This is a genomic window from Hydrocarboniphaga sp., from assembly GCF_028291725.1.
Lineage (GTDB): Bacteria > Pseudomonadota > Gammaproteobacteria > Nevskiales > Nevskiaceae > Hydrocarboniphaga.
Genome location: NZ_JAQGNT010000062.1, coordinates 66977 through 91141 on the forward strand (window position 1 = coordinate 66977; position 24165 = coordinate 91141).

Consider the following 24165-nt stretch of genomic DNA (forward strand, 5'->3'; position numbering starts at 1 on the left):
ATGATTGATCGCGGCTGATTCCGGTACCCGTATAGAGCGGGTCTTGACCCGCTCTACTTTCTGTAGAACTTCCTCTGCCAGTTGCGATGACGCGTGCCGGCGCGGCGCATCAGCGGCAGCAGTGCGCCGGCACTGACGAACACCCGGTTCATCGCATGAAACGGCTGTTTCAGTGGCCGTACAAAATCGACGAACAGCACCACCCTCCAGCCTGCAGTGCAGTTCCAGGCCTCGTGGTTGTAGCTGTCGTCGAAGATCAGGCTCTCGCCTTCTGCCCAGTTGCAGATGCGATCGGCAATGCGGATGCCGGCCATCCAGCGCGGCTCCGGCACAAGCACGCCGAGGTGATACCGCAGGATGCCGTTGTAGGCGCCGCGATGCGCCGGAACGATCTTGCCGGGCGCAAGAATGCTGAAAAACGCATTGATGACGCCGGGGATTTCGGCGAGCGCCTGCATCGTCTGCGGGCAGCGCTGCGCGTTCTCGCGGGTGTCGAGCCCGGGGCCGACCAGCCAGTAGGTCTTCCACTGATCGTCGGCGGTGATGGTGCGGACCTCGTCGACGATCTCGTGGAAACTCGGCAAGCGGCTGCGCTCGCGCAATACCGATTCGAGCTCGCTGCGAATACCCGGCCAATAGGCTTCCACCTTTGGCGTCCAGGCGAAGTCGGCGTTGTCGTAGACCGGCGTATCACGGATCCGCGACACTTTTGCAATCACCGTTTCCAGCAGCGTCTGCGCCTGGATCGCGAGCCTGCCGAACGCGTTCGGCCTGGTGCCGAGCCGATGCGCGCGGCCGGTTTCATAGCCGGGCGCAGGGGTATAAGGCGGCATTGAAGGATGCGGCTCGTTCATCGCCGGATGTTTCCTCGTTCTGGTTTGACGACGCAATGAATGCATAAACGCGCGACCATGAAGGCCGCGTGGTGAATCATCGATGAACGCAAACCGATGGCTCAGGCCGTGCGATCGATGCCGGCCAGCGCATCGAGCAGGCGGCCATGCACGCCGCCGAAGTCCCCGTTGCTCATGACCAGCAGACGGTCACCCGGTTCCGCCTGCGCCACCAGCGCCGCCACCAGCGCATCGAGATGATCGTGCACCGCCAGCGGCGGACGCACCGCTGCCAGCGCGGTATGTGCATCCCACTGCAGATCCGGCCGCGCATAGACGAATACGGCGTCGGCGCCATCGAGGCTGTGCGCGAGTTCTTCGGCGTGATGGCCGAGGCGCATCGTGTTCGAGCGCGGCTCGAGCACGGCGATGATGCGGCCGCCGCCCTGGCTGCGCAGCGCCGCTATCGTCACGCGGATGGCGGTCGGATGGTGCGCGAAATCGTCGTAGACGCTGACACCGGCGACGACACCTCGCAGTTCCAGGCGACGGCGTACCGATTCGAATGACGGCAGTGCGGCGATGCTGACCGCAACCGGCACGCCGACATCGGCGGCGGCGGCGAACGCGGCAAGCGTGTTCGAGCGGTTGTGCGCACCGGCCAGCGGCGTCGAGACGATGCCCTGCGAGGCGCCGTCGACGATCAGCTCGAAGCGGTCGAGACCATCGGCACGGCCGCAGGGCTCGGCGCGCCAGCCATCGGCGATGTCGAAACGCGTCACACCGCTCCAGCAGCCCATCGCCAGCACGCGCGCCAGATTGGCGTCCGCGCCGTTGACGATCAACCGCCCGCTGCGCGGCACCGTGCGCACCAGGTGATGGAACTGGCGCTCGATCGCCGCCAGATCCGGAAAAATATCCGCGTGATCGAACTCGAGGTTGTTGAGGATCGCGGTGCGCGGATGGTAGTGGACGAACTTGCTGCGCTTGTCGAAGAACGCGGTGTCGTACTCGTCGGCTTCGATGACGAAATGCCGGCCCTTGCCGAGCCGCGCCGACACGCCGAAATTCAGCGGTACCCCGCCGACCAGGAAGCCGGGCGCCAGCCCTGCCGATTCCAGCAGCCAGGTCAGCAGCGACGTCGTCGAGGTCTTGCCGTGCGTGCCGGCGACCGCGATCACGTGCCGGCCCTGCAGCACGTTCTCGGCCAGCCATTGCGGGCCTGAAACATAGGGCAGGCCCGCGTCGAGCACGTATTCCATCGCCGGATTGCCGCGCGTGACGACGTTGCCGACGACGACGATGTCCGGAGCCGGCTGCAGGTGCTCGGGCGCGTAGCCCTGCAGCAGCTCGATGCCGAGCGCCTGCAGCTGCGTCGACATCGGCGGCCAGGCGTTGGCGTCGGAACCGGTGACGCGATGGCCGGCCTCGCGCGCGATCGCGGCGATGCCGGCCATGAAGGTGCCGCAGATACCCAGGATGTGCAGATGCATGGCCCTGACCTCAGAGGCTGTGAGTTTTTTGAACGCCGTAGCGAGGGCGTCGCTGCGCGTCCCCTGCAAGGCGCGCTGCGCGAAAAATGCTGAGTTTGGCGAGCCAAATGACTGCATTTTTCGCGTAGCGCAACGCCGCAGGGGGCGTGCAGCGACGTCCGCAGTAGGCGGGCGAAAAACTCACAGCCTCTCAGCCGCCGACGCCGGCGCCGACGGCCGGCTGGGCAAGCCCGAGCAGGCTGCCGATCACCGACGTTGCGAAGCCCACGAACATCAGCAGGCTGATGGATACCAGCATCGATACCAGCACGCCGACGACCAGTTTCAGATCCGCGGCCTGGCGGTAGACATGCGCGCTGACTGCGAAATTCCAGATCAGCAGCAGGTCGAACAGCAGCACCGGCCCGGCCGGCAGATTCAGTGCAGCGGGGTTCTGCTCGATCAGCTGCGGGTTCTGCGCGATCTTCAGGATCTCGGGCATCAGCTGCGACAGCGGCGCGATGAAGGCCAGCGCGATCAGCGTGCTGGTCAGCAGCAGCGCCTGGAAGGTCTGGGTATAGCGGTTCTCCATGTTGCGCAGGCGCAACAGGCTGCGCGTCGTCACCGACAGGCCGAGCACCGCCATCGCGGCGGAAACCGCGGCGAGCCCGGACGGAAGAGTCAGCGAGGCCAGCGCGAAATTCACCACCAGCGCGAAGGGGATCAGCAGCCGTGTCAGCGTCGGCGCGTAAGGCAGATCCTGCGGGCCTGCTCTGAAGAACAGGATGCGCAGAGTGACGGTCGCCACGGTTGTCAGCATGCGGGGGAGCGCTTAGGGCCGGTGATGGGAGAGCGGCTATTCTAAGCGCTCCGCTCCAGACCGGTTCCGAGGACTAGGGCCTGTTGACATTGAATCGGTCGTTGCGTTGCCGCCCAAAATGCGGCCAGGCAAGGCGCGAGGAGGAGGCATAGTGGTGACTATGGTGACGACGAGCAACGCGGCATGGCCGCATTTTGGGCGGCAACCCGAAGGGCTGGCCCCAAAGAGGGCACATCGCGGCGTCTCTCCCTCCTCATGTATTTCAATACACTTCGTCGGTCGATCCTTGCGCTGCGCCCTCTTTGGAGCCAGCGCAGCGACCGATTCAATGTCAACAGGCCCTAGAATGCCGATGAAGAACACTGCATGCTGATCGACACCGAGGCCGGGCTGCACGCGATGGTTGACGGCTTTGCCGGCCGTGACTGGCTCACCGTCGACACCGAGTTCGTGCGCGAGGAAACCTACTGGCCTCAGCTGTGCCTGATCCAGGTCGGGGACGGGCGCAGCGAGGCGGCGGTGGATGCAACGCGGATCGAAGATCTGTCGCCGCTGCTCGACCTGCTACAGAGCCCGAGCTGCGTCAGCGTGTTCCATGCGGCGAGCCAGGACCTGGAGATTTTCGTGCGCCTGCGAGGCGTCGCACCGACACCGGTGTTCGACACCCAGATCGCGGCCAGCCTGCTCGGCATCGGCGACCAGCTCGGCTATGCGGCGCTGATCGAACAAAAGCTCGGCATCAAGGTCGACAAGAGCCTGTCGCGCACCAACTGGGCGCGGCGGCCGCTCAGCGCGGCCGAGCTGACGTACGCGGAAGACGACGTGCGCCACCTGGCGGTGATCTATCCGGCGCTGCGCGACGAGCTGGTCGCGCGTGGCCGCCTGAGCTGGCTCGAGGAAGACTGCGCGCGCCTGTCGCGGCCGGAGCGCTACCGGGTACAGCCCGACGCGGCCTGGGAACGCTTGAAAGGCCTCGCGCGCCTGCCGGCGCCGGCCCAGCACGTGGCCGCCGCGCTCGCCGCATGGCGCGAACGCCTGGCCGAGACACGCGACCGCCCGCGCAAATGGATACTCGCCGACGACGCGCTGTTCCGGATCGCGGAGCGCCGGCCGGTCGACACCGGCCAGCTCGCCGCTTTGCAGGTGCTGCCGCCGAAAACGCTCGAACGCCACGCGGCCGAACTGCTGCGCGTGGTCGCGGCCGCTCGCGACACCGGCGCGCCGGCGCTGGCGCTGGAGCAGCTGCCCAGCGAAGCGCAGAAGACGCTCACGCAAAAGCTGATGACCAAGGTGCGCGAAATCGCGGTGGAGCTGGGGATTCCGTCGTCGCTGCTGGCTCCGCGTGCGGATATCGAGGCGGTGGCGCTGCGGGGTGCGGAGGCCGAGGTGCCGCTGCTGAGCGGCTGGCGGCGCGAGGTTGCGGGTGAGGCGCTGCTGAAGCTCTGACGCGGTAGGTTGGGGTGAGCCTGCGAACCCCAACATGGGTCCGCGCCGATGTTGGGGTTCGCAGGCTCACCCCAACCTACCTTCGATCCAACCCTAGCTCAGAACCTTGACGATGCTGTCGAAGATCGCATCGACTGTGCCGACGCCTTCCAGCGTCACCAGCTTGTTCTGCGCCTGGTAGTAGGCGAGCAGCGGACGCGTTTCAGCGTTGTAGACATCGATACGCCTGCGTATCACGTCTTCCTTGTCGTCCTCACGGCCTTCCTTGATCGCGCGGTCGAGCAGGCGCTTGACGATCTCCTCGTCCGACACATGCAAATGAACAGCCTTGTCGATACCCGGCTGGCCGAGGCGGGTCAGCATGCCGTCCAGCACCTGGGCCTGCGCGGTATTGCGCGGGAAGCCGTCGAGGATGCAGCCCTTCTGCGCGTCCGCCTCGCCGAGACGCTCCTCGACGATGCCGATGACGATTTCATTGGCCACCAAGCCGCCGGCGTCCATGGTCGCCTTGGCTTTTTTGCCGAGTTCGGTGCCGGCTTTGACGGCGGCGCGCAACGCGTCGCCGGTCGAAATCTTCGGGACGCCGTAGTGCGCGACCAGCTTTTCGCCCTGGGTGCCCTTACCGGAGCCGGGCGCGCCCAGCAAAACGATTCTCATCGAGATTGTCCTACGTCCTTGGTCGTGGTTGCGCGCGCCGGCGAGGGGCAGCGGAGCGGCGGCATGACGAAACGGTAACGGCTAGGCACCGGACCCGTCAACGAGACCATCGTATGGAGTGCCACCCCGGCGGCATTCTCCCGTAAACTTCGGCTCGCACTGAGCGGGCCAAGCGGCTCGCGGACAGGCTTCTTTCTTGCACGGCCGGCCGTCAACGGCGCGCCATCTTCCACGTCCCACCAAAGGCAACGCGATCATGGGTATTGAAGCACTAGGCCCCGGCGACAAAGCGCCAGCAGAATTTTATGTCGTCATCGAAATCCCGGCCTACGGCCCGCCGGTCAAGTACGAAGTCGACAAAGACACCGGCCTGCTGATGGTCGACCGCTTCATGAACGTGGCGATGTCCTACCCCGCCAACTACGGCTACGTGCCGAAGACCCTGGCCGGCGACGGCGACCCCGTCGACGTGCTGGTGATGACCCCGCATCCGGTCGTCGCCGGCTCGGTGATCAAGTGCCGCGCGCTGTGCGTGCTCGACACCGAAGACGAGAAGGGCACCGACGCCAAGCTGCTGGCAGTGCCGGTCGACAAGGTCAGCAACGGCGCCTACGACCACCTGCAGGATCTGGCCGACGTACCGGAGCGCATCAAGAACGAGATCCATCACTTCTACAGCTCCTACAAGCTGCTCGAGAAGGGCAAGTGGGTGAAGATCTCCGGCTGGCGCGACGCCGCCGCCGCTCGCGGCGAGATCGAGAAGGGCATTGCCGACTACAAAGGCTGATGCAGGGGCTCCGATCAGGGGCTGAACATCGCCTTGAGTTTCGGCGTGCTGCACAACAAGAAGGCCGCTGACGCGGCCTTCTTGTTGTGCAGCGTGAACTACTGAACCCGGTTACGTACCGGCGTCAGTACCGCACCATGCACGTAGGCACCCGCCGGCCGGCCATCGCTGCCCGCCACTTCATACCAGCCGCCGGATGCGGCGACCACGCGCAGCCGCTGGCCACAGCTCAGTGACTGCACAATCGGCGCCTCGATGCTGGGCTTGGCGCGCACGCGCGCATTGCAGGCCGCGGTCATCGAACTGAGGATTTTCTGAGGCGGGCTGAATTTTCCTGCGAGTTCGGAGTAATGCAGGAAGCCTTCCGTCGGATTGCCGCGCGCGTCGGTGATGCCGTACCAGGTCGGCGTCAGCGAGCGCAGGTTGATCCGGGTACCGGCCGGCAGGATTTTCAGCAGCGGCGATTCCGCGCTCGCCTGGCGACGCACATAGGCCTCGTCTGCGAGCGTGACGCTGTGGACCTGAGTGTTGTCGATATCGGCACGACGCTGCGCCTGCAGCAGCAGATCGGTTTCAAGATCGCGGATCAGGCCGTCGGCAGCGACCTGTGCCTGGGAACACTGCACGGTGCGACGCGACGATTTCAGCAGGCGCGCCGGCTGCGACCATGGATTCTGGATCGGCTCGTTGTAACGCACCGCCACCGAGGCGATGCAGTTGCCGCCGCCGATCCTGCGGATATCGCGTGCGACCACATGAGTGGCGTCAACCGCCGCCGCTCCGAAACTGACAGACGACAGCAGAACTCCCCACAGCGCACTGGACCAGCGTCCCATGTTCCGTCTCCCCAAAGACAGGACTTCTAGGCCGCAATCTAGTGAACCGGACGTCAGTTTCAAAATACCAGCCAGCGGCCGCCGCTCAGCCGACCTTAACTATGGTTCTTAATGGGCTGATTCATCAGAATTTTAATGGCGAGCAGAAAGCCTCTCGAATGGAGGCCTTGTTGCGACGCAGCAGAGTTATCCCGCTTTCCTGCTGCGGTGCCCGATTCCACATTGCTCATGCGACGTTCCTTTGCAGTGGGAAATCTACCTAGAAATAAAAAACCTGTCGAACGTCTATGCTGAAGCTGATTCAGCACCCCGATTGCCGTGCAAACGCGTCGCAAAACAGCTTGGAGAATGCCTGTGAAGTGGATGATCTACGGCGCCAACGGCTATACCGGCGAACTGATCGCCCGCGAAGCCCAGCGGCGCGGGCTGAACCCGATCGTCGCCGGCCGGAACAAGCTCCGCATCGAGGCCCTGGGCGCCGAACTCGGGCTCGAAACACGCTGCTTCGGGCTCGACGACTCGGCGGCCTTGGGGCGCGAACTCAAGGGCGTCGGCCTGGTGCTGCATTGTGCCGGCCCGTTCTCGGCAACCGCCCGTCCGATGATCGAGGCCTGCCTGTCAATGCAGTGTCATTACCTGGATATCACCGGCGAAATCTCGGTGTTCGAGTATGCGCAGGCCCAGCACGAGCGCGCCCGCCAGGCCGGCTGCGTGGTCTGCCCTGGCGTCGGCTTCGATGTGATCCCGACCGACTGTGTCGCCGCCACATTGAAAGAGGTGCTGCCGGACGCAACGCATCTGGCCCTGGGTTTCGACTCGCGTTCGGGCTTCTCGCCGGGCACCGCGAAAACCTCGGTCGAAGGCTTGGCACAAGGCGGCAAGGTCCGGCGCGACGGCAGGATCGTCGCCGTGCCGCTGGCGTATTCGGTGCGCAAGATCGACTTCGGCGGCGGCGAGAAGCTGGCGATGACGATCCCCTGGGGCGACGTCTCCACCGCCTGGTACACGACCGGGATACCGAACATCGAGGTATTCATTCCCGGCTCGCCCGGCATGATCGCCAACGCCAAGCGCGCCAACTATTTCCGCTGGCTGATCGGCTGGCCGCCGCTGCAGCGCGCGATCAAGCAGCGCATCGCCCAAAAAGTGAAAGGCCCCGATGAAACCCTGCGTGCCCAGCAGCCGACCTTCGTTTGGGGCGAGGCGCGCAACGCGGCCGGCGTGGTTCGCACCGCGCGCATCAAAACTGCCAATGGCTACAGCCTGACCATCACCGGCTCACTCGCCGTGGTCGAGCACCTGCGGCGCGAACAACCGGCGGGCGGCGCGTACACGCCTTCACGGCTGCTGGGGCCGGACCTGGTGACCAAGCTACCGGGCTCGGGGGAACTGAGCGTCACGTAGGTCGGCAATCCCTTGCCGACGTGAGAAGTCCGATGCGCAACCAGGGCCTCACGTCGGCAAGGGATTGCCGACCTACGAACGCGGTGACTCGTTGGACGGCCTCTACCTCTGGATGAACTCGATCTTGTAGCCGTCCGGATCCTCGACGAACGCGATCACGGTCGTGCCGTGCTTCATCGGGCCGGCTTCGCGGACGACGCGGCCGCCGCGTTCGCGAACCGCATCACAGGCGGCGCGGGCGTCTTCGACTTCCAGCGCGATATGGCCATAGGCGCTGCCCAGATCGTAGGACTCGACGCCGTAGTTGTAGGTCAGCTCGATCGCCGACGCCTTGCTTTCATCTTCATAGCCGACAAACGCCAGCGTGAACTTGCCTTCGGGGAAATCGTGCCGACGCAGCAGGCGCATGCCGAGCACGCCGGTATAAAAATCGATGGAGCGTTGCATGTTGCCGACGCGAAGCATGGTATGGAGGATGCGCATCAGGACTCCCGGTCATCGGCATCGATAAAACAACTCCGCCGATTTTAACCCGCATCCGTCGCGGCGCTTTAAGCTTTGACGATGGGCAGACCGGTCACCGCAAGCAGACGCAGCACCACCGAGCCGCCGCGTCCGCGTCACGGACTGGCGCGGGTGCTGTCCAAACTCGGCGTCTGTTCGCGCAGCCAGGCTGAGGCGATGGTCGCCGCTGGGCGCGTGGCGGTGAACGGCCGCGTTGAGCGCAATCCAGAGCGGCCCACCGATGCCGAAAAAGAGCGCATCGCCGTCGACGGCGCCGATATCCGCGCGACAGACAAGGTCTACATCGCGATCAACAAGCCGCGCGGGATCGTCGTCAGCGCTTCCGACGAGCGCGGCCGCGACACGGTTTATGCGCTGCTGGAGAACGCGGGCCTGCCTTGGCTCGGGCCCGTCGGCCGCCTCGACAAGGCCAGCGAAGGCCTGCTGCTGCTGAGCAACGACACGGTCTGGGCCGCACACATCACCCAGCCTTCCGGCCAACTCGACAAGACCTATCACGTGCAGGTCAACGGCCTGCCGGATGAAGCGGCACTGGCGGCGATGCTCAAGGGCGTTGTCGACAGCGGCGAGAAACTCGCGGCCCGCAGCGCTCGCCTGCTGCGCAGCGGCGGCCGGAACGCCTGGCTGGAGATCGTGCTCGACGAAGGCCGCAACCGCCAGATCCGCCGGCTGCTGGCAGCGCTCGGCTTCGACGTGCTGCGGCTGGTCCGCGTCGCCATCGGCCCGCTGGCGCTGGGCGACCTGGCGAAAGGTGCGTATCGGGTCCTGAGCGAAGACGAGGTTCGCACACTCGGTCGATAAAGCCTCCGCCGATCTCAGCCGTCGGCGGGATCGAGCAGCCTGGGTCCGGCTCCGTCTTCGGACAGGCGATCGAAGGGATTGCGCAGCTTGCAGCGCTCGATCGACAGACAGCCGCAACCGATGCAGTCGTGCAGCTGATCGCGCAAGGCCACCAGCTTGGCAATGCGCTGATCGAGATCGGACTTCCAGCGTGCCGACAATTTTTGCCACTCGGCGGCAGTCGGCGCGCGGCCCTGCGGCAGCGTCGCCAGCGCCTCGCCGATCGCCGCCAGCGGAATACCCAGCCTCTGTGCGACCTTGATCACCGCCACGCGGCGCAATACTTCGCGCGGATAGCGGCGCTGATTACCGGCGTTGCGGCGGCTGCCGATCAGGCCCCTGGCTTCGTAGAAATGCAGCGCCGATATCGCGACGCCGCTGCGCGCCGCAAGTTCGCCGACGCTGAGATCCTTGCCGAAAGTGGCGGGATCGAGCTTGCCCATGTCTGCCTCGCTTGACCTCAAGTTAAATTGAGGTTTTACAGTCTGCCCCCCTCGTCCGCAATCCCAGGAGCACGACGCATGTCCACGTTAGCGCAGCCGCCCGCCTTCGAAGTGATTGGCGAGTTCGCAATCGATCCCGAGCAACAGCGCGCTTTTCTCAATGCGCTCGCCGCACAGATCGAACAGCATTTCAAGCGCTACGCCGGTTTCATATCGGCGAGCCTCCATGCCAGCGACGACGGCCGGCAGGTTGTCGTCCACGGACGCTGGCACACTCAGCGCGACTGGGAGGCCGTGTTCAGGAACGCCGATTTTCAGCCGCCGACACGCGAAGTGGTCACGCGTTTCGCGGCGACACGACTCGGCTTCCAGCTCGTGCGTTCGGTGGAAAACCACATCCAGGGTGCACGATGAACCCGCCACTGAAGCTCGCGCTGATTTACGGCAGCGCCCGGCCGGGCCGCTATTGCGACACCGTTGTGCGCTGGGCCGCGGCGCAGATCGCCGGCGATGCGACCTTCGAGACGCAACTGATCGATCCCGTCGTGACTCAAGGCCTGGCATTGGCGCAAGGCATCGAAAGCGCCGATGCCTTCGTCGTCGTCACGCCCGAATACAACCACGGCTATCCGGCACCGCTGAAGGCGCTGATCGATTCGCAGAGCGAGGCCTGGCATGCGAAACCGGTGGCCTTCGTGTCTTACGGCGGCGTCTCGGGCGGCCTGCGTGCGGTGGAGCAGCTGCGCCAGGTTTTTGCGGAACTGCATGCCGTCACGATCAGGGACAGCCTGTCGTTCGCCAATGCCAGGGAGCAGTTCGACAAGGCCGGCGAGCTGCTCGCGCCGGAGCGCGCCGGCCGAACAATGTCGCGGCTGTTGGCTCAGCTCAAGTGGTGGGCTGGCGTGCTGCGCGACGCGCGCATCGCACAGCCTTATTCGTTGGTGGTGCTGTGATAGGCGCGATCCGTAGGTCGGCTATCCCTTGCCGACATGAGGCTCCGGTTGCGCATCGAAGGTTTCATGTCGGCAAGGGATTGCCGACCTACGGCTCATTCGTCAACGCGCTAAAGCGCCACCAGCGACCGTGAAACCTCGCTGACGAGTCCGGTCCGGAGCAGCTGCTCCAAAGCGGTGTCGACAGCGGCATAACTGCCGGACAGCAGCGCCATGCCGTCGTCGAGTTGCGCGACCACGTCGTCCAGCAGCGGCAGTGGGCCCAGCGTGCGGCAGATCGCAACGGCGCGCAGCTGCGGCGATATGGCCGGCAACATGCGCAGCTGATGGACGTGATGCAGACGCGCCAGCACCTGCTCGACCAGCGTCTGCTGCCGCGGCGTGCCTTCGAACACCACCAGTATCCGCGGCGGCTTGCGGCCGGTGTCCGCGACCAGGCCGTGAATCGACAGGCCGCGATGCGCGAACACCGCGGCGATCGAATGCATGATGCCGGGCCGGTCGGCGACCTCGAGCACGTAGACTACCTGGCGATCGGTGCTCATGGCGTGCTCCACGATGCGAGCCGCGCGCGGATCACCTCGGCCGCCGACAGCAGGCAGGCGCGCTCGTCGTCGTCCATGTCCAGATCAATCACCTGCGACCAGCCGCGCAGTCCGCAGATCACCGGCACGCCGAGCACGCCGGCGGGGCCGAACCAGTCGCCACGGCTCAAGCTGACCTGCGCCGGAATCACGCTCTGCCCGCCACTCAGAATCTGTTCGGCGAGTTCGGCAGTGACCGCGGCGGTGGACGTCGCGGTCTTGGCGCCGGAGATATGCGTGATCAACGGCAGCAGCACCGCGCGCAGATCCGGCGGCTGCGCCTCGGCATGGCGGAAAGCCTGCTCGACATGGTGGTCGCGGATCAGCGCAGCGAGTGCGGCTTTTTCCCTCGCCAGGCTGCCGGCGAAATCGGAGGCGACGCGCGTGCCACGCAGGCGCCGCAGCGCGGCCGCGTTCTCGGCCTCATCGAAGCCATAGATCCAGAAACGCGACAGGATTGGCACCAGCGCGTCGCCATGCTCGCCGAGCATGTAGCCATGCACGCGCTGGCGGCGCACACCGAAGTCGGCCGCGATTTCGCGGCGCAGCCGCATCGTGTCCTGATAGGCGCCCATGCCGAATACGCGATGCGGGTCGAGATGGCGCGAAAACACTTCGACTCCGAGTTCGACCGGATTGGTGACGATCACGACCAGCTCTTCGCCGTGGCCGCGCTGGGCCAGCGAGCGGGCATAGGACTCGAACACGGCGCGATTGCCCATGGCCAGCTCGTGCCGGCCGACCATGTTGCCGGAGCCAGTCGGCGCGGTGCGCCCGGCACAGAACAGGATCAGGTCGGCCGCCACTTCTTCGGGCGCGAAGGCGACATCGATTTCCGGCGTGATCTCGGCGAAGGCGTCATACAGATCGGCGCGCAGTCCATACAGGGCACTGGCACTGCCGCCATCGCGGCGGCCAACCAGCTGCAGGCGCTGACGCGGCGTCAGGATCTGCCGGGAAATAATCTGCGCTGCCAGCGATCGCCCGACATCACCGTTCGCGCCGATGATCGCGATATCCATCAGCCAGCGCTCTCGGCGAATGGCCGAGCCGAATCCGCGCACGGATAAGCAAATCCGCCAGTGATTGGCGCGTTCCGCTGCACAGCCTTGAAGCTCATTTCACAAGTCCTTGATTTTACGGTGCCAACTCCATGGAACGGGCTTTGCCATTGGATCAGGCACGCCCTACCTGCCACTGCTCGAGCCCAGACCATGCGCATCTCAGCCCTGTTGCCCGCCACCCTGCTGCTGTTCGGCTTCTGCGCGTCGGCGCAGGCCGGACCGTCGACCCTGTGCAACTACCAGATGAAGTACGACATCGAGATCGACGGCGACGGCGCCCATCTGCGCAACGCCAGAACTGCGCCAGATATCGACATCGCCGGGGATCGCCTGTGGATCGACGGCAAGGAACGCGCGCTGTCGACGATCGAGCGCCGGCGTCTGCTCGACTATCGCAGGGAGCTGACCGGTTTCACCCGCGACGTCAGCCGCGTCGCACTCGAGGGCGCACAGCTCGGCATCGAGGCTGCAGTACTGGCGATATCCACGCTGGCCGGCGATGACGACGGCGGAACGAAGCTGCTGAGCCGCTTCGACGGCTTGCGCAGCAAGCTGGCGCAGCAGTTCGATGGCCGGCATCTGCCGGCGCAGGCGCTCGGCAAGGACTACGACAAGGAACTCGACGAGACCATCGACCAGATCACCGAGGAAGCCGTCGCCGAGATCAGCAGCAGTGTCGCCAAGCTGGTGGCGATGTCGCTGTTCGCGCCGTCCCTGATGGAGGCGCGCGCCGAGCACGTCGAGCAGCTCGTCGACACCCATGTCGAGCAGCGCGGCAACCATCTGGAGCGCGACGCCGACGCACTCTGCGGACAGCTGCGCCGGCTTGATGCGCTCGAGAACGCGCTCAACTACTTCGACGCGTTCGATCGCGACGCGCCGTCGATCTAGTACCCGGCAGAAGCAGCCGGACATGGGCGGCGACGCAAGGACTTGAGTTCAGCGCAGCGGAATGTTGGGGATCGCTCCGCTCACCCCAACCTACGAAAAGCGCGTGGCACCCTCGACGTAGGTTGGGGTGAGCGCAGCGATCCCCAACATCAGACCGGCAAGCCTTGATCCCTGCGCGCGTTCCGCACCGCCGTGCGCCAGCCGTAGCGATCCTCTGCGGCACCGTCCTGCAGGTCGGCCAGCCGTTGAGACAGACGTGCCGCCAGATCGCCGCCAGCCGGCAGCACACGCGCATTTTCCCAGGCGATCTCGGACACCGGCGCGACGCCTGCCGCGGTGCCGACACCGAAGATCTCGCGCAGCCCGCCGGATTGCTGCCAGCGCTGCAGATCGTCGAGTGAAATCGCGGTCTGCTCGCAGCGCACGTCGAACTCGGCAAGCAGCTGCATGATCGAGACGCGTGTGATGCCGGCGAGGATGGTGCCGTCCAGCGGCGGCGTCAGCACGCGATCAGGCAGTGCGACAAATACATTCATCGTGCCGGCTTCGCCGAGATAGCAATGCTCGGCCGCATCCAGCCATAGCGCATCGTCGCAGCCTCTAAGTCGCGCCTGCTGCGCGCCGTAGAGACTCGCCGCGTAGTTGGCCGCGGTCTTCGCCGCACCGAGTCCACCAACGGCGGCGCGCGCCAACGTGCGCTCGGCCCAAAGGCGCTTCGGCGTCGAAGTATCCGGCGACGAGCACGGCGTCGCGACGATGCTCAGCGCGTGCTTCGCGGCGCGACGCAGGCCCAGCGATTCTTCGCAGGCGTACAGCGTCGGGCGCAGATACAGCGAACCGCGTCGATACGGAGGCACCCAGTCGCGATGCACATCGACCGCCCGGCACAGCATCTTCATCAACAGCGCTTCGCTGATCGCCGGCAGGCTCAGGCGCTCGGCACTGCGCTGCAGGCGCAGGATATGCTCGCGCGGCCGGAACAGGTGCAGCTCGTCGTTCGCATCGCGGTAAGCCTTCAGCCCCTCGAACACCGAGAGCCCATATTGCAGCGCGCCGCTGGCGACATCGAGCTGCACCGCAGCGCGCGGCAGCACCACCGGCGTCGACCAGCCGCTGTGCTCCTCGTGCTCGGCCATGACGACGAAGGGCGCGACATGACGGCCGAAGCCCAGCGCTTCGGGCTCGGTCAGCGAGGCGGGCCAGGGCTCGCTTTTCACCGGTCTGGAACGACTCGGCGTTGAAAGACTCATGACGCGATCACCTCGATGTTGGACCGGCCGGGCGCGACCATCGGCATCACCTGCCGGTCTGCAGAAATCGGAACGCGGATCAGCGCCGGGCCGGGCGCGGCGAACGCCTCGGCAAGAATCCGCATCGGCTCGCTGGCCGCGCCCAGGTCCAATGCCGGAATGCCGAAGGCCCGCGCGACCGCGCAGAAATCCGTCGGCCGCTCGAAGCTCGAGCCGACATAGCGGCGTCGATGAAACAGGCTCTGCTGCTGGCGCACCATGCCCAGCGCCGCGTTGTCGAGCAGCACGATCTTGAGGTTGCACTGCAGCTCGGCCAGCGTCGCCAGCTCCTGAATGTTCATCAGCAGGCTGCCGTCGCCGGTGAAGCAGACCACCGGATCTTCGGGCAAGGCGAGCGCCGCGCCGATCGCGGCGGGCAGGCCGAAACCCATCGTGCCGAGACCGCCCGAGGTGAGCCAGCGATCCGGACGCATGAACGGATAAGCCTGCGCAACCCACATCTGGTGCTGGCCGACATCGGTGGTCACCGCGGCATTCGGCCCGGCGAGTTCGGCGACCGCGCGGATGACAGCGAACGGTGTGCGCGTCTCGTCGGCCGCTTCCTGCGAGGCCGGATACGCGGCCCGCAGTTCGGCGATGCGCTGCCGCCATTGCGGGCGCGAATGCGCCGGCAGCGCGCGCGCCAGAGCCTCGAGCGCGAGGCGCGCATCGGCCTCGATCGCCAGGCTCGGCCGGCGGATCTTGCCGAACTCGCGGCGGTCCGCGTCGATATGAATGACCCGCGCATTCGGCGCGAAAGTGTCGGCGCGGCCGGTGGCGCGATCGTCGAAGCGCGCACCGACCGCGATCAGCAGATCGCATTCGTCGATCGCACGGTTGGTCGCCTGCGCACCGTGCATGCCGAGCATCCCCAGATTCAGCGGATGCCCCGCAGGCAGACTGCCGAGTGCCATCAGCGTGCTGGCCGTCGGCAGATCGCCGGCTTCGGCCAAGGCACGCGCGGCATACGCGCCGCGGCTCTTCACGACGCCGCCGCCGATATACAGCAGCGGCCGCCGGGCACGCGCGATCATCTCGGCAGCGACGCGGATCGCCTCCATGTCGGGCGCGATCGCCACCGGCTCGATACGCCGCGGCAGCTTGTGCAGATCGACCTCGATGACTTCGCGCTGCACGTCCTTGGGCACGTCGAGCAGCACCGGGCCAGGACGGCCGGTCTCGGCGATGCGAAAAGCTTCGGGCAGCAGATCGATCAACTCCGCCGCCGAGCGCGCGATGAAATTGGCCTTGGTGATGGTGTCGACGATGCGGCCGGTCTTCACTTCCTGGAATGCGTCGGTACCCATCAGCGCCTGGGGCACCTGGCCGGTGATGCAGACCAGCGGCACCGAGTCGAGCTTGGCATCGGCAATCGCGGTAACCAGGTTGGTCGCACCCGGGCCGGACGTGGCCAGGCACACGCCGGCGCGCCCGCTGATCCGGGCGATGCCCTGCGCGACGAAGCCGGCGCCCTGCTCGTGCCGCGTCAGCACGTGACGCAGGCGCGTCGCGCCGTCGAGCGCCTCGTAGAGCGGCAGCAGCGCGCCGCCGGGAATCCCGGCAACGAGCTCGACGCGTGCACGTTCGAGCAGTTGGACGATGAGCTGCGCGCCGCTGAGCCTTATGGTCATTTCACGAATCCTTCTATGGTGGACCCGTCGAAAAAACCGGCGCGGACAAGAAAAAACCCCCGCCGGTTTTGCCGGCGGGGGTTCTGATTCAAGCTTGCAAAGTCCCCTACGGCGCGTCGACTACGACGAGCACTACGACGAGGGCGGCTTTGCGGATCAGCTTCATTTTGTCTGCGTGTCTATGGCTTGCTGCTGGGGCTTGCTGCGGGCCGAAACAACCGGACCGGTTTCAGGAATCGCGCGAAGTCTAGCGAACGCGGCGCGCGCCTTACAAGTACCCGCGACCAGTAGCCGCGCGGCGGAGCATGACCGCGCACCGCCCCGGCCCTACACTCGCGACACACCGCCGCCGCCGGGACCTAGGGAACCTTAGATGAGCCAAGCCAACACCGACCTGCCCCGCATCGACGCGCCTTCGCGGCGATTGCTGGTGATGGAGGCCCGCGCACTGTTCGAGGCCGCAGACTTTGTTCTACGTGGGCCCAAGACGCGCAAGCTGCCGCGCGGTGACGGCCATCCGGTGATGATCGTGCCGGGCTTCGGCACCAATGATCGCGTGACGGCGCCGCTGCGTGCCGCACTGGAAAAACTCGGCTACGCCGCGCACGGCTGGGACTGCGGCACCAACCTGGGCATGCGCACCAAGCTGAAGAACGCACTCGCGCTTCGACTCGAGCAATTGCACGAGCGCTATGAGACGCCGGTAAGCCTGATCGGATGGAGCCTCGGCGGGGTGTTCGTGCGCGAAATGGCGCGCCATCAGAGCGCACTCGTGCGCAGAGTGATCACTTTAGGCAGTCCGTTCAACGGAAATCCCGACGCCAACAACATGGTCACGCTGTTCAAAATCGCCAACCGCGGCAAGCCGGTGAAGACCGACGTCGAAGGTTTTTTGAAACGAAAAAAACCGCCGCCGGTTCCTTGTACAGCGATCTATACGCGCACCGACGGAATTGTCGCCTGGCCCTGTTCTCTCGAGGAAAAAACGCCATTCACTGAAAATGTCGAGGTGCATGGATCGCATCTCGGCATGGTCTTCAACCGCGAGGTTCTGCGCGTGATCGCGGAGCGTCTGGCGCTACCGCCAGGCACCTGACCACGATTGTTTTAGACGCGGCTCAGTTTTCATATTGACTTTTCCCCAGCCACTACATCTTGTGTTTTGAAATAGCTAATGACACGATAGGACGTGGCTAAGGACGGTTGCGGTTGTCGTAATCGACTTGTCTCGATGTCTTTGCAAGGAGGTTGTCATGGCTGTCGCGAAGAAGGCTGCGGCGAAGAAGGCCCCGGCCAAGAAGGCCGCGGCGAAGAAGGCTCCGGCGAAGAAGGCTCCGGCGAAAAAGACCGCCAAGAAGGCCGCTAAAAAGGCCGTCAAGAAGGTCGCGAAGAAGGCAACGAAAGCTGCCAAGAAAGTCGCAAAGAAGAAAGCCTGAAGATTGTCTAGCGGTATCTGAGGCGCGTCGGGCTGACCGATGCGCCTTTTTTTTGCCCGCGCTTTATGTGCCGTAGCCGTAGGTCGGCAATCCTTTGCCGACGTGCACCTTCGATGCGCAACCGGGGCCTCACGTCGGCAAAGGATTGCCGACCTACGCGCCAGGTCTCTAGATCGCGTACTGCTGCGTGAACTGCTTGGCGAACTCTCCGAACTGCGAAGCCGGCAGATCGTTGATCCCCGCCGCCGCGGCACGACCGCCACCGGTGGGAAACTTGCGGCACAACTCGTCCGCACCCTTCTTGCGATTGAGCGGGGCGCGCACGCTGATCAGGTAATTCCCGTTGCTCTTCTCGGTCAGCACTGCGTGGGCGCGGTCCGGGAACAGGTTGGTCAGGTCATTGCTGTAGACGCCGCTGACACGCCGCGCCCAGGCCGCGTCCGGCAATATCAGCAGCGCCGCATGCTCGGTCGATACCGGCTCCGGCTTCGTCGACTCAGCCTTGGACATGTCGGTGTTGTAGCCGTCGGCAAGCTTCTGGAAATGCGTCTTGCCGTCAGTCAGAAAACCGAACGGAGAGGCATGCGCGCTGACCAGCCGGAACAACGCCTCCGGCGTGAAGTGCAGATCCTCGATGCGCTCGCCGTAGCCGTTGTAGTTGATGTACGTGCCCAAGTCCTCGAGCTGGCGCGTTTGCGCTTCGCTGATATCCAGGTGCTTGGCCATGATCTCGGCGCTGGCCTTGAGGTTGTCGCCGAACGCGCCGACGACCGCCCAGGCCAGGAAGCGATTCTTCAGATGGCCGTTGACCAGCAGGCTGGTGCAGACGTCCGGCGCCTCGTTGATGATCGCGGTCAGACGCTCGCTCTGCGGAATCTCGCCGGCGAAATGATGGTCGACGTACAGCACTTCGGCGCCGGCCGCGAGCGCGCGCTTGAGCGCGTCGCGGTTCTTGTCCAGCGACACGTCGAGCACCGTGATCCTGTCGCCGGCTTTGGCCTCGACCTGATCGAGCAGCTCGATATCACGCTTGACGCCGGTGATCAGCCTCGCCGAAGGGCGGGGCTCATCGAGGTGCAGCTGCGTCAGCGCGCAGATGCCGTCGGCGTCGCCGTTGAAGACATCGACAAAATTGATCCCGGCGCTCATGTCAGCCTCAGGCCTTGCCGGCGTCGACGATCTGGTAGTACTCCATCAGCACCTTGGCGACTTCCGGACGCGAGAATTCCGGCGGCGGCGCGATGCCGGCGCCAAGCATCGCGCGAACCTTGGTGCCACTGAGCGCGATGAAGTCGTCCGGCACATGGTCCGGCGCCTCGCGCATCATCACCACGCGGCCGAGCTTCTTGCTGAACGCGGTGTTGTCGGCGCGGAAGATTTCGATCGCCAGCGAGCCGGCCGGAACCTGCTCATCGAAAATCGTCTGCGCATCGAACGGGCCGTAGTAGTCGCCGACGCCGGCGTGGTCGCGGCCGACGATCAGGTAATCGGTGCCCATGTTCTGGCGGAACACCGCGTGCAGCACCGCTTCGCGCGGGCCGGCATACAGCATGTCGAAACCGTAGCCGGTGATCATTACCGTGTTCGGCTCGAAGTAGTGCTCGACCATCTTGCGGATGCAGGCGTCGCGCACGTCGGCAGGAATGTCGCCGGCCTTGAGCTTGCCGAGCAGCATGTGGATCACGATGCCGTCGGCGTTCAGGCGCTCTTTGGCCATGCGGCACAGCTCTTCATGCGCGCGGTGCATCGGATTGCGGGTCTGGAAGGCGACCACTTTCTTCCAGCCGCGCCTGGCGATCTCGTCGCGAATCTCGACCGCGGTGCGGAAAGTTTCCGGGAACTCGTCCTTGAAGTAGCTGTAGCTCAGCACCTGGATCGTGCCACTGAGCACGGTGTTGCCCAGATCGGTGAATGTGGCGACGCCGGGATGCTTGGGATCGACGTTGCCGAAGATCTGCAGCGCCATCGCGCTGAGCTGTTCGGCGGTCACGGCTTCGACGCCGGTCACGTCCATGATCGCCAGCACCGGCTTGCCCTCGACGTTCGGATCGCGCAGCGCGAGCTTGCCTAATCTGATGCCGGTCTCTTTGGTCACGTTGAGGATCGGCACCGGCCAGAACAGGCCGGACGTCGTCGTAAGCCGATCGCAGACGCTGAGCGCATCGGCGAGCGTCATGTAGCCGGTCAGCGGGTTGAAGTAGCCGGCGCCGAGCATCACCGCGTTGGCGGCGGCGGCGGAATTCACCAGCAGGCTCGGCAAAGATTCGGCTTCCTTCAACAGCGCAGCGCGCTGGGCGTCGTCGGCAACGTACAGCGGGTTCAGGGTTTCTGAGCCGTGGGGCTTGATCATGGCGTGTTCTCTGTGTGATTCATGGACGTCGATGCACTGCGGGTGACTCATCGCGGACAAGGTCCGCTCCTACAGTCGCGTCACCAGGGGTACGCAATATTTCGGTAGGAGCGGACCTTGTCCGCGATCACCTTCAGGCCGGCAGGATGCCGCGGTTCTTCAACATCGTGAGCAGGGTTTCGACCTCCAGCTCCAGGCTCATCTCGGCGCTGTGCAATACCAGCTCCGGCGCTTCCGGCGCCTCATAAGGATCGCTGATGCCGGTGAAGTTCTTGATCTCGCCGGCGCGGGCTTTCTTGTACAAGCCCTTGGGATCGCGCTTTTCGGCTTCGGCCAGCGGCACTTCGACATAGACCTCGATGAAGTCCATGCCGCCGTCGGCGTGCAGCTTGCGCACCACGTCGCGGTCGGCACGATACGGTGATACGAAGCTCGACAGCACGATCACGCCGGCGTCGACGAACAGCTTGGCGATCTCGCCGATGCGGCGGATGTTCTCGGTGCGGTCTTCGGCGGAGAAGCCGAGGTTCTTGTTGATGCCCAGGCGCACGTTGTCGCCATCCAGGCGATACACCAGGCGGCCTTGCGCATGCAGCACTTTCTCCAGCGCCACCGCAACCGTGCTCTTGCCCGAACCGGATAGTCCGGTGAACCAGATCGTCGCGCCCTTCTGCCCGAGCAGTTGGCCGCGTTCGGCTCGTGTCACTTCACCAGCGTGCCAATGCACGTTGGTGGCTTTCTGTTCCGTCATCGATGGTCTCGTCTGAGTGTTGTTGAACGATCGCCGGCGAAGCAGCTCGCCGCGGGCATCGATTGTAGGCTTGTCTCGCTCATGATAAAAATACAATATAAATATACAATCGTCATATTTTATTTATATCATAATCACGTAGGACTTAGATAAAAACCGCGTGCGATCATGAACCTGAACCACTTGGCGATCTTCCAGGCCGTCGCCAGCTCCGGAAGCGTCAGCGGCGGAGCGCGTGAGCTGCATATCAGCCAGTCGGCGGTTTCCAAGCAACTCGGCGAGTTCGAAAAGGCGCTGGGCCTGCTGTTGTTCGATCGCCTGCCGCGCGGCGTACGGCCGACCGAAGCCGGGCAGCTGCTGCTGGTCTATGCAAACCGCCTGTTCGCGATCGAGAGCGAGGCCGAGGCGGCGCTCGGCGATCTGCAGAGACTGGCGCGCGGCCGCATCGCGATCGGCTCCAGCCGCACCATCGGCGCCTATCTGCTGCCGCCCCTGCTGGCCGCGTTCCGGCGTAGCCATCCGGACGTGGAACTGTCGCTCCAGGTCGACAACACCAAGGTGATCGAAACCAAGCTGCTAGCCGGCGAGATCGACATCGGCTTCGCCGAAGGCACGGTCAGCAGCGAGTTTCTTGACTACCACGTGTTTGCTCAGGACGAGTTGGTGGTGATCGCCGCTGCGACGCATCCGGTGTGCGCGAACACGCCGGTGCCGCTGTCGGTGCTGACGCAGAACCCGCTACTGATGCACGAAGTCGGTTCCGGCACGCGCGAGATCACCGAACAGGCGCTCGCCGCGAAGAAAATCCAGGTGCGGCCGGCGATGACACTGGCGAGTACCGAGGCGATCAAGCAGACCGTCGCAACCGGAATCGGCCTGGGGATTTTGTCGGCGCTGGCGATCCGCACCGAAGTCGACGCGGGGATTCTGGCCGTGGTGCCGGTCAAGGGCTTGCGGATGCAGCGGCCGCTGTATCGCATACAGATGAAGAACGCCTGGATCAGCCCGTCGATGCGCGCGTTTCTGGATCTGCTGGAGAAGTCGGCGTGATGTCGCCGCGGACGAAGGCACGTAGGGCGGGTCGTGACCCGCCGTTTTTGTCCGCGCCGCACGACGGCGGGTCGCGACCCGCCCTACGCGGCTACGCCGCGGCGCTGCTCAGCGTCTCCGAGAAGAACTCGTCGACTCTCGCGCGCTGCTCCGCCTCGTCGTCAACGCGATTGATCGATCTCCAGAACGCGGCCTTTGCCGCGGCGTCGCCATCGGCCGCCTCGCAATACCACTGGATGTGTTTGCGAGCGACGCGCACGCCGCGGCGCTCCCCATAAAAGTCGTGCAGCGCATCCAGATGTTCGAGCAGCCAGCGCCGCTGCTCGAAACGCGAGGGCGGCGCCAGCAGTTCGCCAGTCGACAGAAAGTGCGCGATCTCGCGGAAAATCCACGGCCGCCCCTGCGCAGCGCGGCCGATCATCACCGCGTCGGCACCGGTTTGCTCGAGCACGGCGCGCGCTTTCCGCGGGCTGTCGATATCGCCGTTGGCGATCAGCGGAATGCGGATGGCGGCGCGTATTTCGGCCAGGGTACGATATTCCGCCGCGCCATCGAAGCGGTCCTCGCGCGTGCGCCCGTGCACGGTAAGCGCGGCGATGCCGCAGTCCTCGGCGATCCGCGCGATGCGCAGGCCATTGCGATGCTCCCGTGCCCAGCCGGTGCGGATCTTCAAGGTGACCGGCACGTCGACCGCGCGCACCACCGCGGCGAGGATCGAGGCGACGCGCGACTCGTCACGCATCAGCGCCGAACCGGCGTCGACCTTGCACACTTTCTTGGCCGGGCAACCCATGTTGATGTCGATGATCTGCGCACCGTGATCGGCGTTGGCACGCGCCGCCTCGGCCATCATCAGCGGATCGTAGCCGGCGATCTGCACACTGATCGGCTCGCTCTCGCCGGCATGGTCGCGCCGCAGCCGCGACTTGTCGGTATGCCACAGCGTCGGGTCGGACGAGGTCATCTCGGACACCACCAGGCCGGCGCCCAGCCGCCGGCACAGGCTGCGAAACGGCCGGTCGGTGACGCCGGCCATTGGCGCCAGAATCACCGCCGGTTCGATCAGGTGGGGTCCGATGAGCATTGGATATTGTCGCCTAACCGGGTAGCCGGGCGACACGTTCGGCAACAGGCCGATGCTAGAGTGCCGGCTGCAGAATCACCGTAGCCCGAGACCTCGCATGACTGACGCACCGGCCCCGACTCCTGTTGCTGGCATCCAGATCCTGGTCATGGACGACTCGCGTTCCGCGCGATTCGCGCTCGGCAAGTTCCTGGAGAGCCTGGGCTGCACGGTGACCAGCGTCGGCGACCTGGCCGCAGCGCTGGCCTGCCTGAATCGGAGCAGGCCGCAGCTGATGTTCCTGGATCAGGATCTCGACGACAGCGGCTTCGAAGCGCTGCGCGCCATCAAGCTGCACGCGGCCGGCCGGCTGATGCCGGTGGTGCTGTGCCTGTCCGACGAAATACCGGGGTTTGACGCCCAGGCTCTCGCCCATGGCGCCGACGGCGTGATGGTCAAGCCGCCGACGCGTCTTGGTCTAGCGGCGCTGTTGAGCACTCTGGTCCCCGGCATCGTGCTGCCGGCACGCGCCGAAATCGTCGCGGCGCCGGACAATACGCCATCGGCTATCGATGGCGATGACGACGCCGAAGAAATATCGTCAGGCTGGAGCGAGCCATCGCGGCCAGTGACGCCGCCACTGGTGACACTGACCGTCACCCCGCCCCTAGAAGCGGAGCCGCGGACAGCGTCTGTACTGCTGAACCACAGCAGCGTCGAAAGCCGTCTGCAGCAGTTCGAAGCACGCCTGGGCGCGCTGGAACAGAACGTCCAGAGGGAGCTGATGGAACTGCGCGTGCAACTCGATCTGAGCCTGCAGGCACAATCCGAACGCATCGATCAGAGCCGCGAAGCGATCCGCGCGATGGCGGCCGAAGAAGCGCAGGTGATCGCGGAACGCACCGTGATGGGCGCTGCCGCAAAAATCTCGGACCGCCTCGCCGAATCGATATTGAAAACGCTGGGCAAAGCTTAGGGCCTGTTAACACACGTCGGTCGCTGCGCTGACGTGTGTTAACAGGCCCTAAGCCGATACTGCG

The 24165-nt window shown here is 65.1% G+C and carries 26 protein-coding genes; 11 read left to right on the forward strand and 15 right to left on the reverse strand.

Annotated elements, in window-relative coordinates; genetic code table 11:
- Positions 1-53: 53 nt before the first annotated feature.
- From JWQ90_RS16925 to JWQ90_RS16935, 3 genes are all read right to left on the reverse strand, one after another.
- Complete coding sequence (locus tag JWQ90_RS16925) at positions 54-854, reverse strand: aspartyl/asparaginyl beta-hydroxylase domain-containing protein (protein WP_299696171.1); 801 nt, start codon at positions 852-854, stop codon at positions 54-56.
- Between the two features lie 101 nt (positions 855-955).
- Positions 956-2326: a UDP-N-acetylmuramate:L-alanyl-gamma-D-glutamyl-meso-diaminopimelate ligase gene (gene mpl / locus JWQ90_RS16930; protein WP_299696172.1), complete on the reverse strand. Its 1371-nt coding sequence runs from the start codon at positions 2324-2326 to the stop codon at positions 956-958.
- Positions 2327-2516: 190 nt separating this feature from the next.
- Positions 2517-3125 (reverse strand): hypothetical protein, encoded by a 609-nt coding sequence (locus JWQ90_RS16935; protein ID WP_299696173.1) that lies wholly within the window; start codon positions 3123-3125, stop codon positions 2517-2519.
- A gap of 366 nt (positions 3126-3491) precedes the next feature.
- Between JWQ90_RS16935 and rnd the strand changes: the two genes are divergently transcribed.
- Positions 3492-4571 (forward strand): ribonuclease D, encoded by a 1080-nt coding sequence (gene rnd, locus JWQ90_RS16940; protein ID WP_299696174.1) that lies wholly within the window; start codon positions 3492-3494, stop codon positions 4569-4571.
- Between the two features lie 93 nt (positions 4572-4664).
- Here rnd and JWQ90_RS16945 read toward each other — a convergent pair whose 3' ends face one another.
- Entirely contained in the window at positions 4665-5228 is a 564-nt protein-coding gene (locus JWQ90_RS16945; protein ID WP_299696175.1) for an adenylate kinase, read from the reverse strand.
- A gap of 256 nt (positions 5229-5484) precedes the next feature.
- Between JWQ90_RS16945 and ppa the strand changes: the two genes are divergently transcribed.
- Positions 5485-6015 (forward strand): inorganic diphosphatase, encoded by a 531-nt coding sequence (gene ppa / locus JWQ90_RS16950; protein WP_299696176.1) that lies wholly within the window; start codon positions 5485-5487, stop codon positions 6013-6015.
- A 98-nt stretch (positions 6016-6113) separates the two neighbouring features.
- Here the strand turns inward: ppa and JWQ90_RS16955 are convergent, their stop codons facing one another.
- The gene (locus tag JWQ90_RS16955; RefSeq protein WP_299696177.1) at positions 6114-6851 is read right to left on the reverse strand and encodes an SH3 domain-containing protein; all 738 of its coding nucleotides are present in this window, start codon (positions 6849-6851) and stop codon (positions 6114-6116) included.
- A gap of 348 nt (positions 6852-7199) precedes the next feature.
- Here JWQ90_RS16955 and JWQ90_RS16960 point away from each other — a divergent pair, with 348 nt between their 5' ends.
- Positions 7200-8255 (forward strand): saccharopine dehydrogenase NADP-binding domain-containing protein, encoded by a 1056-nt coding sequence (locus JWQ90_RS16960; RefSeq protein WP_366919534.1) that lies wholly within the window; start codon positions 7200-7202, stop codon positions 8253-8255.
- Between the two features lie 102 nt (positions 8256-8357).
- Here the strand turns inward: JWQ90_RS16960 and gloA are convergent, their stop codons facing one another.
- The gene (gene gloA / locus JWQ90_RS16965) at positions 8358-8738 is read right to left on the reverse strand and encodes a lactoylglutathione lyase (RefSeq protein ID WP_299696178.1); all 381 of its coding nucleotides are present in this window, start codon (positions 8736-8738) and stop codon (positions 8358-8360) included.
- Between the two features lie 81 nt (positions 8739-8819).
- Here gloA and JWQ90_RS16970 point away from each other — a divergent pair, with 81 nt between their 5' ends.
- Positions 8820-9581, forward strand: a complete 762-nt coding sequence (locus tag JWQ90_RS16970; protein WP_299696179.1) for a pseudouridine synthase — start codon at positions 8820-8822, stop codon at positions 9579-9581.
- A gap of 14 nt (positions 9582-9595) precedes the next feature.
- Here JWQ90_RS16970 and soxR read toward each other — a convergent pair whose 3' ends face one another.
- Positions 9596-10063, reverse strand: coding sequence for a redox-sensitive transcriptional activator SoxR (soxR, locus tag JWQ90_RS16975; RefSeq protein WP_299696180.1), 468 nt, complete (start codon positions 10061-10063; stop codon positions 9596-9598).
- Positions 10064-10141: 78 nt separating this feature from the next.
- Between soxR and JWQ90_RS16980 the strand changes: the two genes are divergently transcribed.
- Together JWQ90_RS16980 and JWQ90_RS16985 are read left to right on the forward strand one after the other, a co-directional pair.
- Positions 10142-10477, forward strand: coding sequence for an antibiotic biosynthesis monooxygenase (locus JWQ90_RS16980; protein WP_299696181.1), 336 nt, complete (start codon positions 10142-10144; stop codon positions 10475-10477).
- Complete coding sequence (locus JWQ90_RS16985; RefSeq protein WP_299696182.1) at positions 10474-11016, forward strand: NAD(P)H-dependent oxidoreductase; 543 nt, start codon at positions 10474-10476, stop codon at positions 11014-11016. Before JWQ90_RS16980 ends, JWQ90_RS16985 begins: the two co-directional genes overlap by 4 nt.
- A gap of 110 nt (positions 11017-11126) precedes the next feature.
- Here the strand turns inward: JWQ90_RS16985 and JWQ90_RS16990 are convergent, their stop codons facing one another.
- Together JWQ90_RS16990 and JWQ90_RS16995 are read right to left on the reverse strand one after the other, a co-directional pair.
- Positions 11127-11561 carry a hypothetical protein gene (locus JWQ90_RS16990; protein WP_299696183.1) on the reverse strand — a complete coding sequence of 145 codons (435 nt, stop codon included), beginning with the start codon at positions 11559-11561 and terminating at the stop codon, positions 11127-11129.
- Complete coding sequence (locus tag JWQ90_RS16995; RefSeq protein WP_299696184.1) at positions 11558-12622, reverse strand: hypothetical protein; 1065 nt, start codon at positions 12620-12622, stop codon at positions 11558-11560. The genes JWQ90_RS16990 and JWQ90_RS16995 overlap by 4 nt, the downstream gene beginning before the upstream one ends.
- Positions 12623-12814: 192 nt before the next feature.
- Between JWQ90_RS16995 and JWQ90_RS17000 the strand changes: the two genes are divergently transcribed.
- Complete coding sequence (locus tag JWQ90_RS17000; protein WP_299696185.1) at positions 12815-13555, forward strand: DUF2884 family protein; 741 nt, start codon at positions 12815-12817, stop codon at positions 13553-13555.
- Between the two features lie 149 nt (positions 13556-13704).
- Here JWQ90_RS17000 and JWQ90_RS17005 read toward each other — a convergent pair whose 3' ends face one another.
- Entirely contained in the window at positions 13705-14805 is a 1101-nt protein-coding gene (locus JWQ90_RS17005; RefSeq protein WP_299696186.1) for a branched-chain amino acid aminotransferase, read from the reverse strand.
- Positions 14802-16475 carry a biosynthetic-type acetolactate synthase large subunit gene (ilvB, locus tag JWQ90_RS17010; RefSeq protein WP_299696187.1) on the reverse strand — a complete coding sequence of 558 codons (1674 nt, stop codon included), beginning with the start codon at positions 16473-16475 and terminating at the stop codon, positions 14802-14804. The genes JWQ90_RS17005 and ilvB overlap by 4 nt, the downstream gene beginning before the upstream one ends.
- 373 nt (positions 16476-16848) lie before the next feature.
- Between ilvB and JWQ90_RS17015 the strand changes: the two genes are divergently transcribed.
- Positions 16849-17571 (forward strand): alpha/beta hydrolase, encoded by a 723-nt coding sequence (locus JWQ90_RS17015; RefSeq protein ID WP_299696188.1) that lies wholly within the window; start codon positions 16849-16851, stop codon positions 17569-17571.
- A gap of 157 nt (positions 17572-17728) precedes the next feature.
- Complete coding sequence (locus JWQ90_RS17020; protein WP_299696189.1) at positions 17729-17911, forward strand: hypothetical protein; 183 nt, start codon at positions 17729-17731, stop codon at positions 17909-17911.
- Between the two features lie 168 nt (positions 17912-18079).
- Here JWQ90_RS17020 and JWQ90_RS17025 read toward each other — a convergent pair whose 3' ends face one another.
- From JWQ90_RS17025 to cysC, 3 genes are all read right to left on the reverse strand, one after another.
- The gene (locus JWQ90_RS17025) at positions 18080-19060 is read right to left on the reverse strand and encodes a DHH family phosphoesterase (RefSeq protein ID WP_299696190.1); all 981 of its coding nucleotides are present in this window, start codon (positions 19058-19060) and stop codon (positions 18080-18082) included.
- Positions 19061-19067: 7 nt separating this feature from the next.
- Positions 19068-20261, reverse strand: a complete 1194-nt coding sequence (sat, locus tag JWQ90_RS17030; RefSeq protein ID WP_299696191.1) for a sulfate adenylyltransferase — start codon at positions 20259-20261, stop codon at positions 19068-19070.
- 133 nt (positions 20262-20394) lie between these two features.
- Positions 20395-21012: an adenylyl-sulfate kinase gene (cysC, locus tag JWQ90_RS17035; protein ID WP_299696192.1), complete on the reverse strand. Its 618-nt coding sequence runs from the start codon at positions 21010-21012 to the stop codon at positions 20395-20397.
- 168 nt (positions 21013-21180) lie between these two features.
- Between cysC and JWQ90_RS17040 the strand changes: the two genes are divergently transcribed.
- Positions 21181-22062 (forward strand): LysR family transcriptional regulator, encoded by an 882-nt coding sequence (locus tag JWQ90_RS17040; RefSeq protein WP_299696193.1) that lies wholly within the window; start codon positions 21181-21183, stop codon positions 22060-22062.
- A 91-nt stretch (positions 22063-22153) separates the two neighbouring features.
- Here JWQ90_RS17040 and dusB read toward each other — a convergent pair whose 3' ends face one another.
- Positions 22154-23146 carry a tRNA dihydrouridine synthase DusB gene (dusB, locus tag JWQ90_RS17045; RefSeq protein WP_299696194.1) on the reverse strand — a complete coding sequence of 331 codons (993 nt, stop codon included), beginning with the start codon at positions 23144-23146 and terminating at the stop codon, positions 22154-22156.
- Between the two features lie 97 nt (positions 23147-23243).
- Between dusB and JWQ90_RS17050 the strand changes: the two genes are divergently transcribed.
- Positions 23244-24101: a response regulator gene (locus tag JWQ90_RS17050; protein ID WP_299696195.1), complete on the forward strand. Its 858-nt coding sequence runs from the start codon at positions 23244-23246 to the stop codon at positions 24099-24101.
- Positions 24102-24165: the final 64 nt, after the last annotated feature.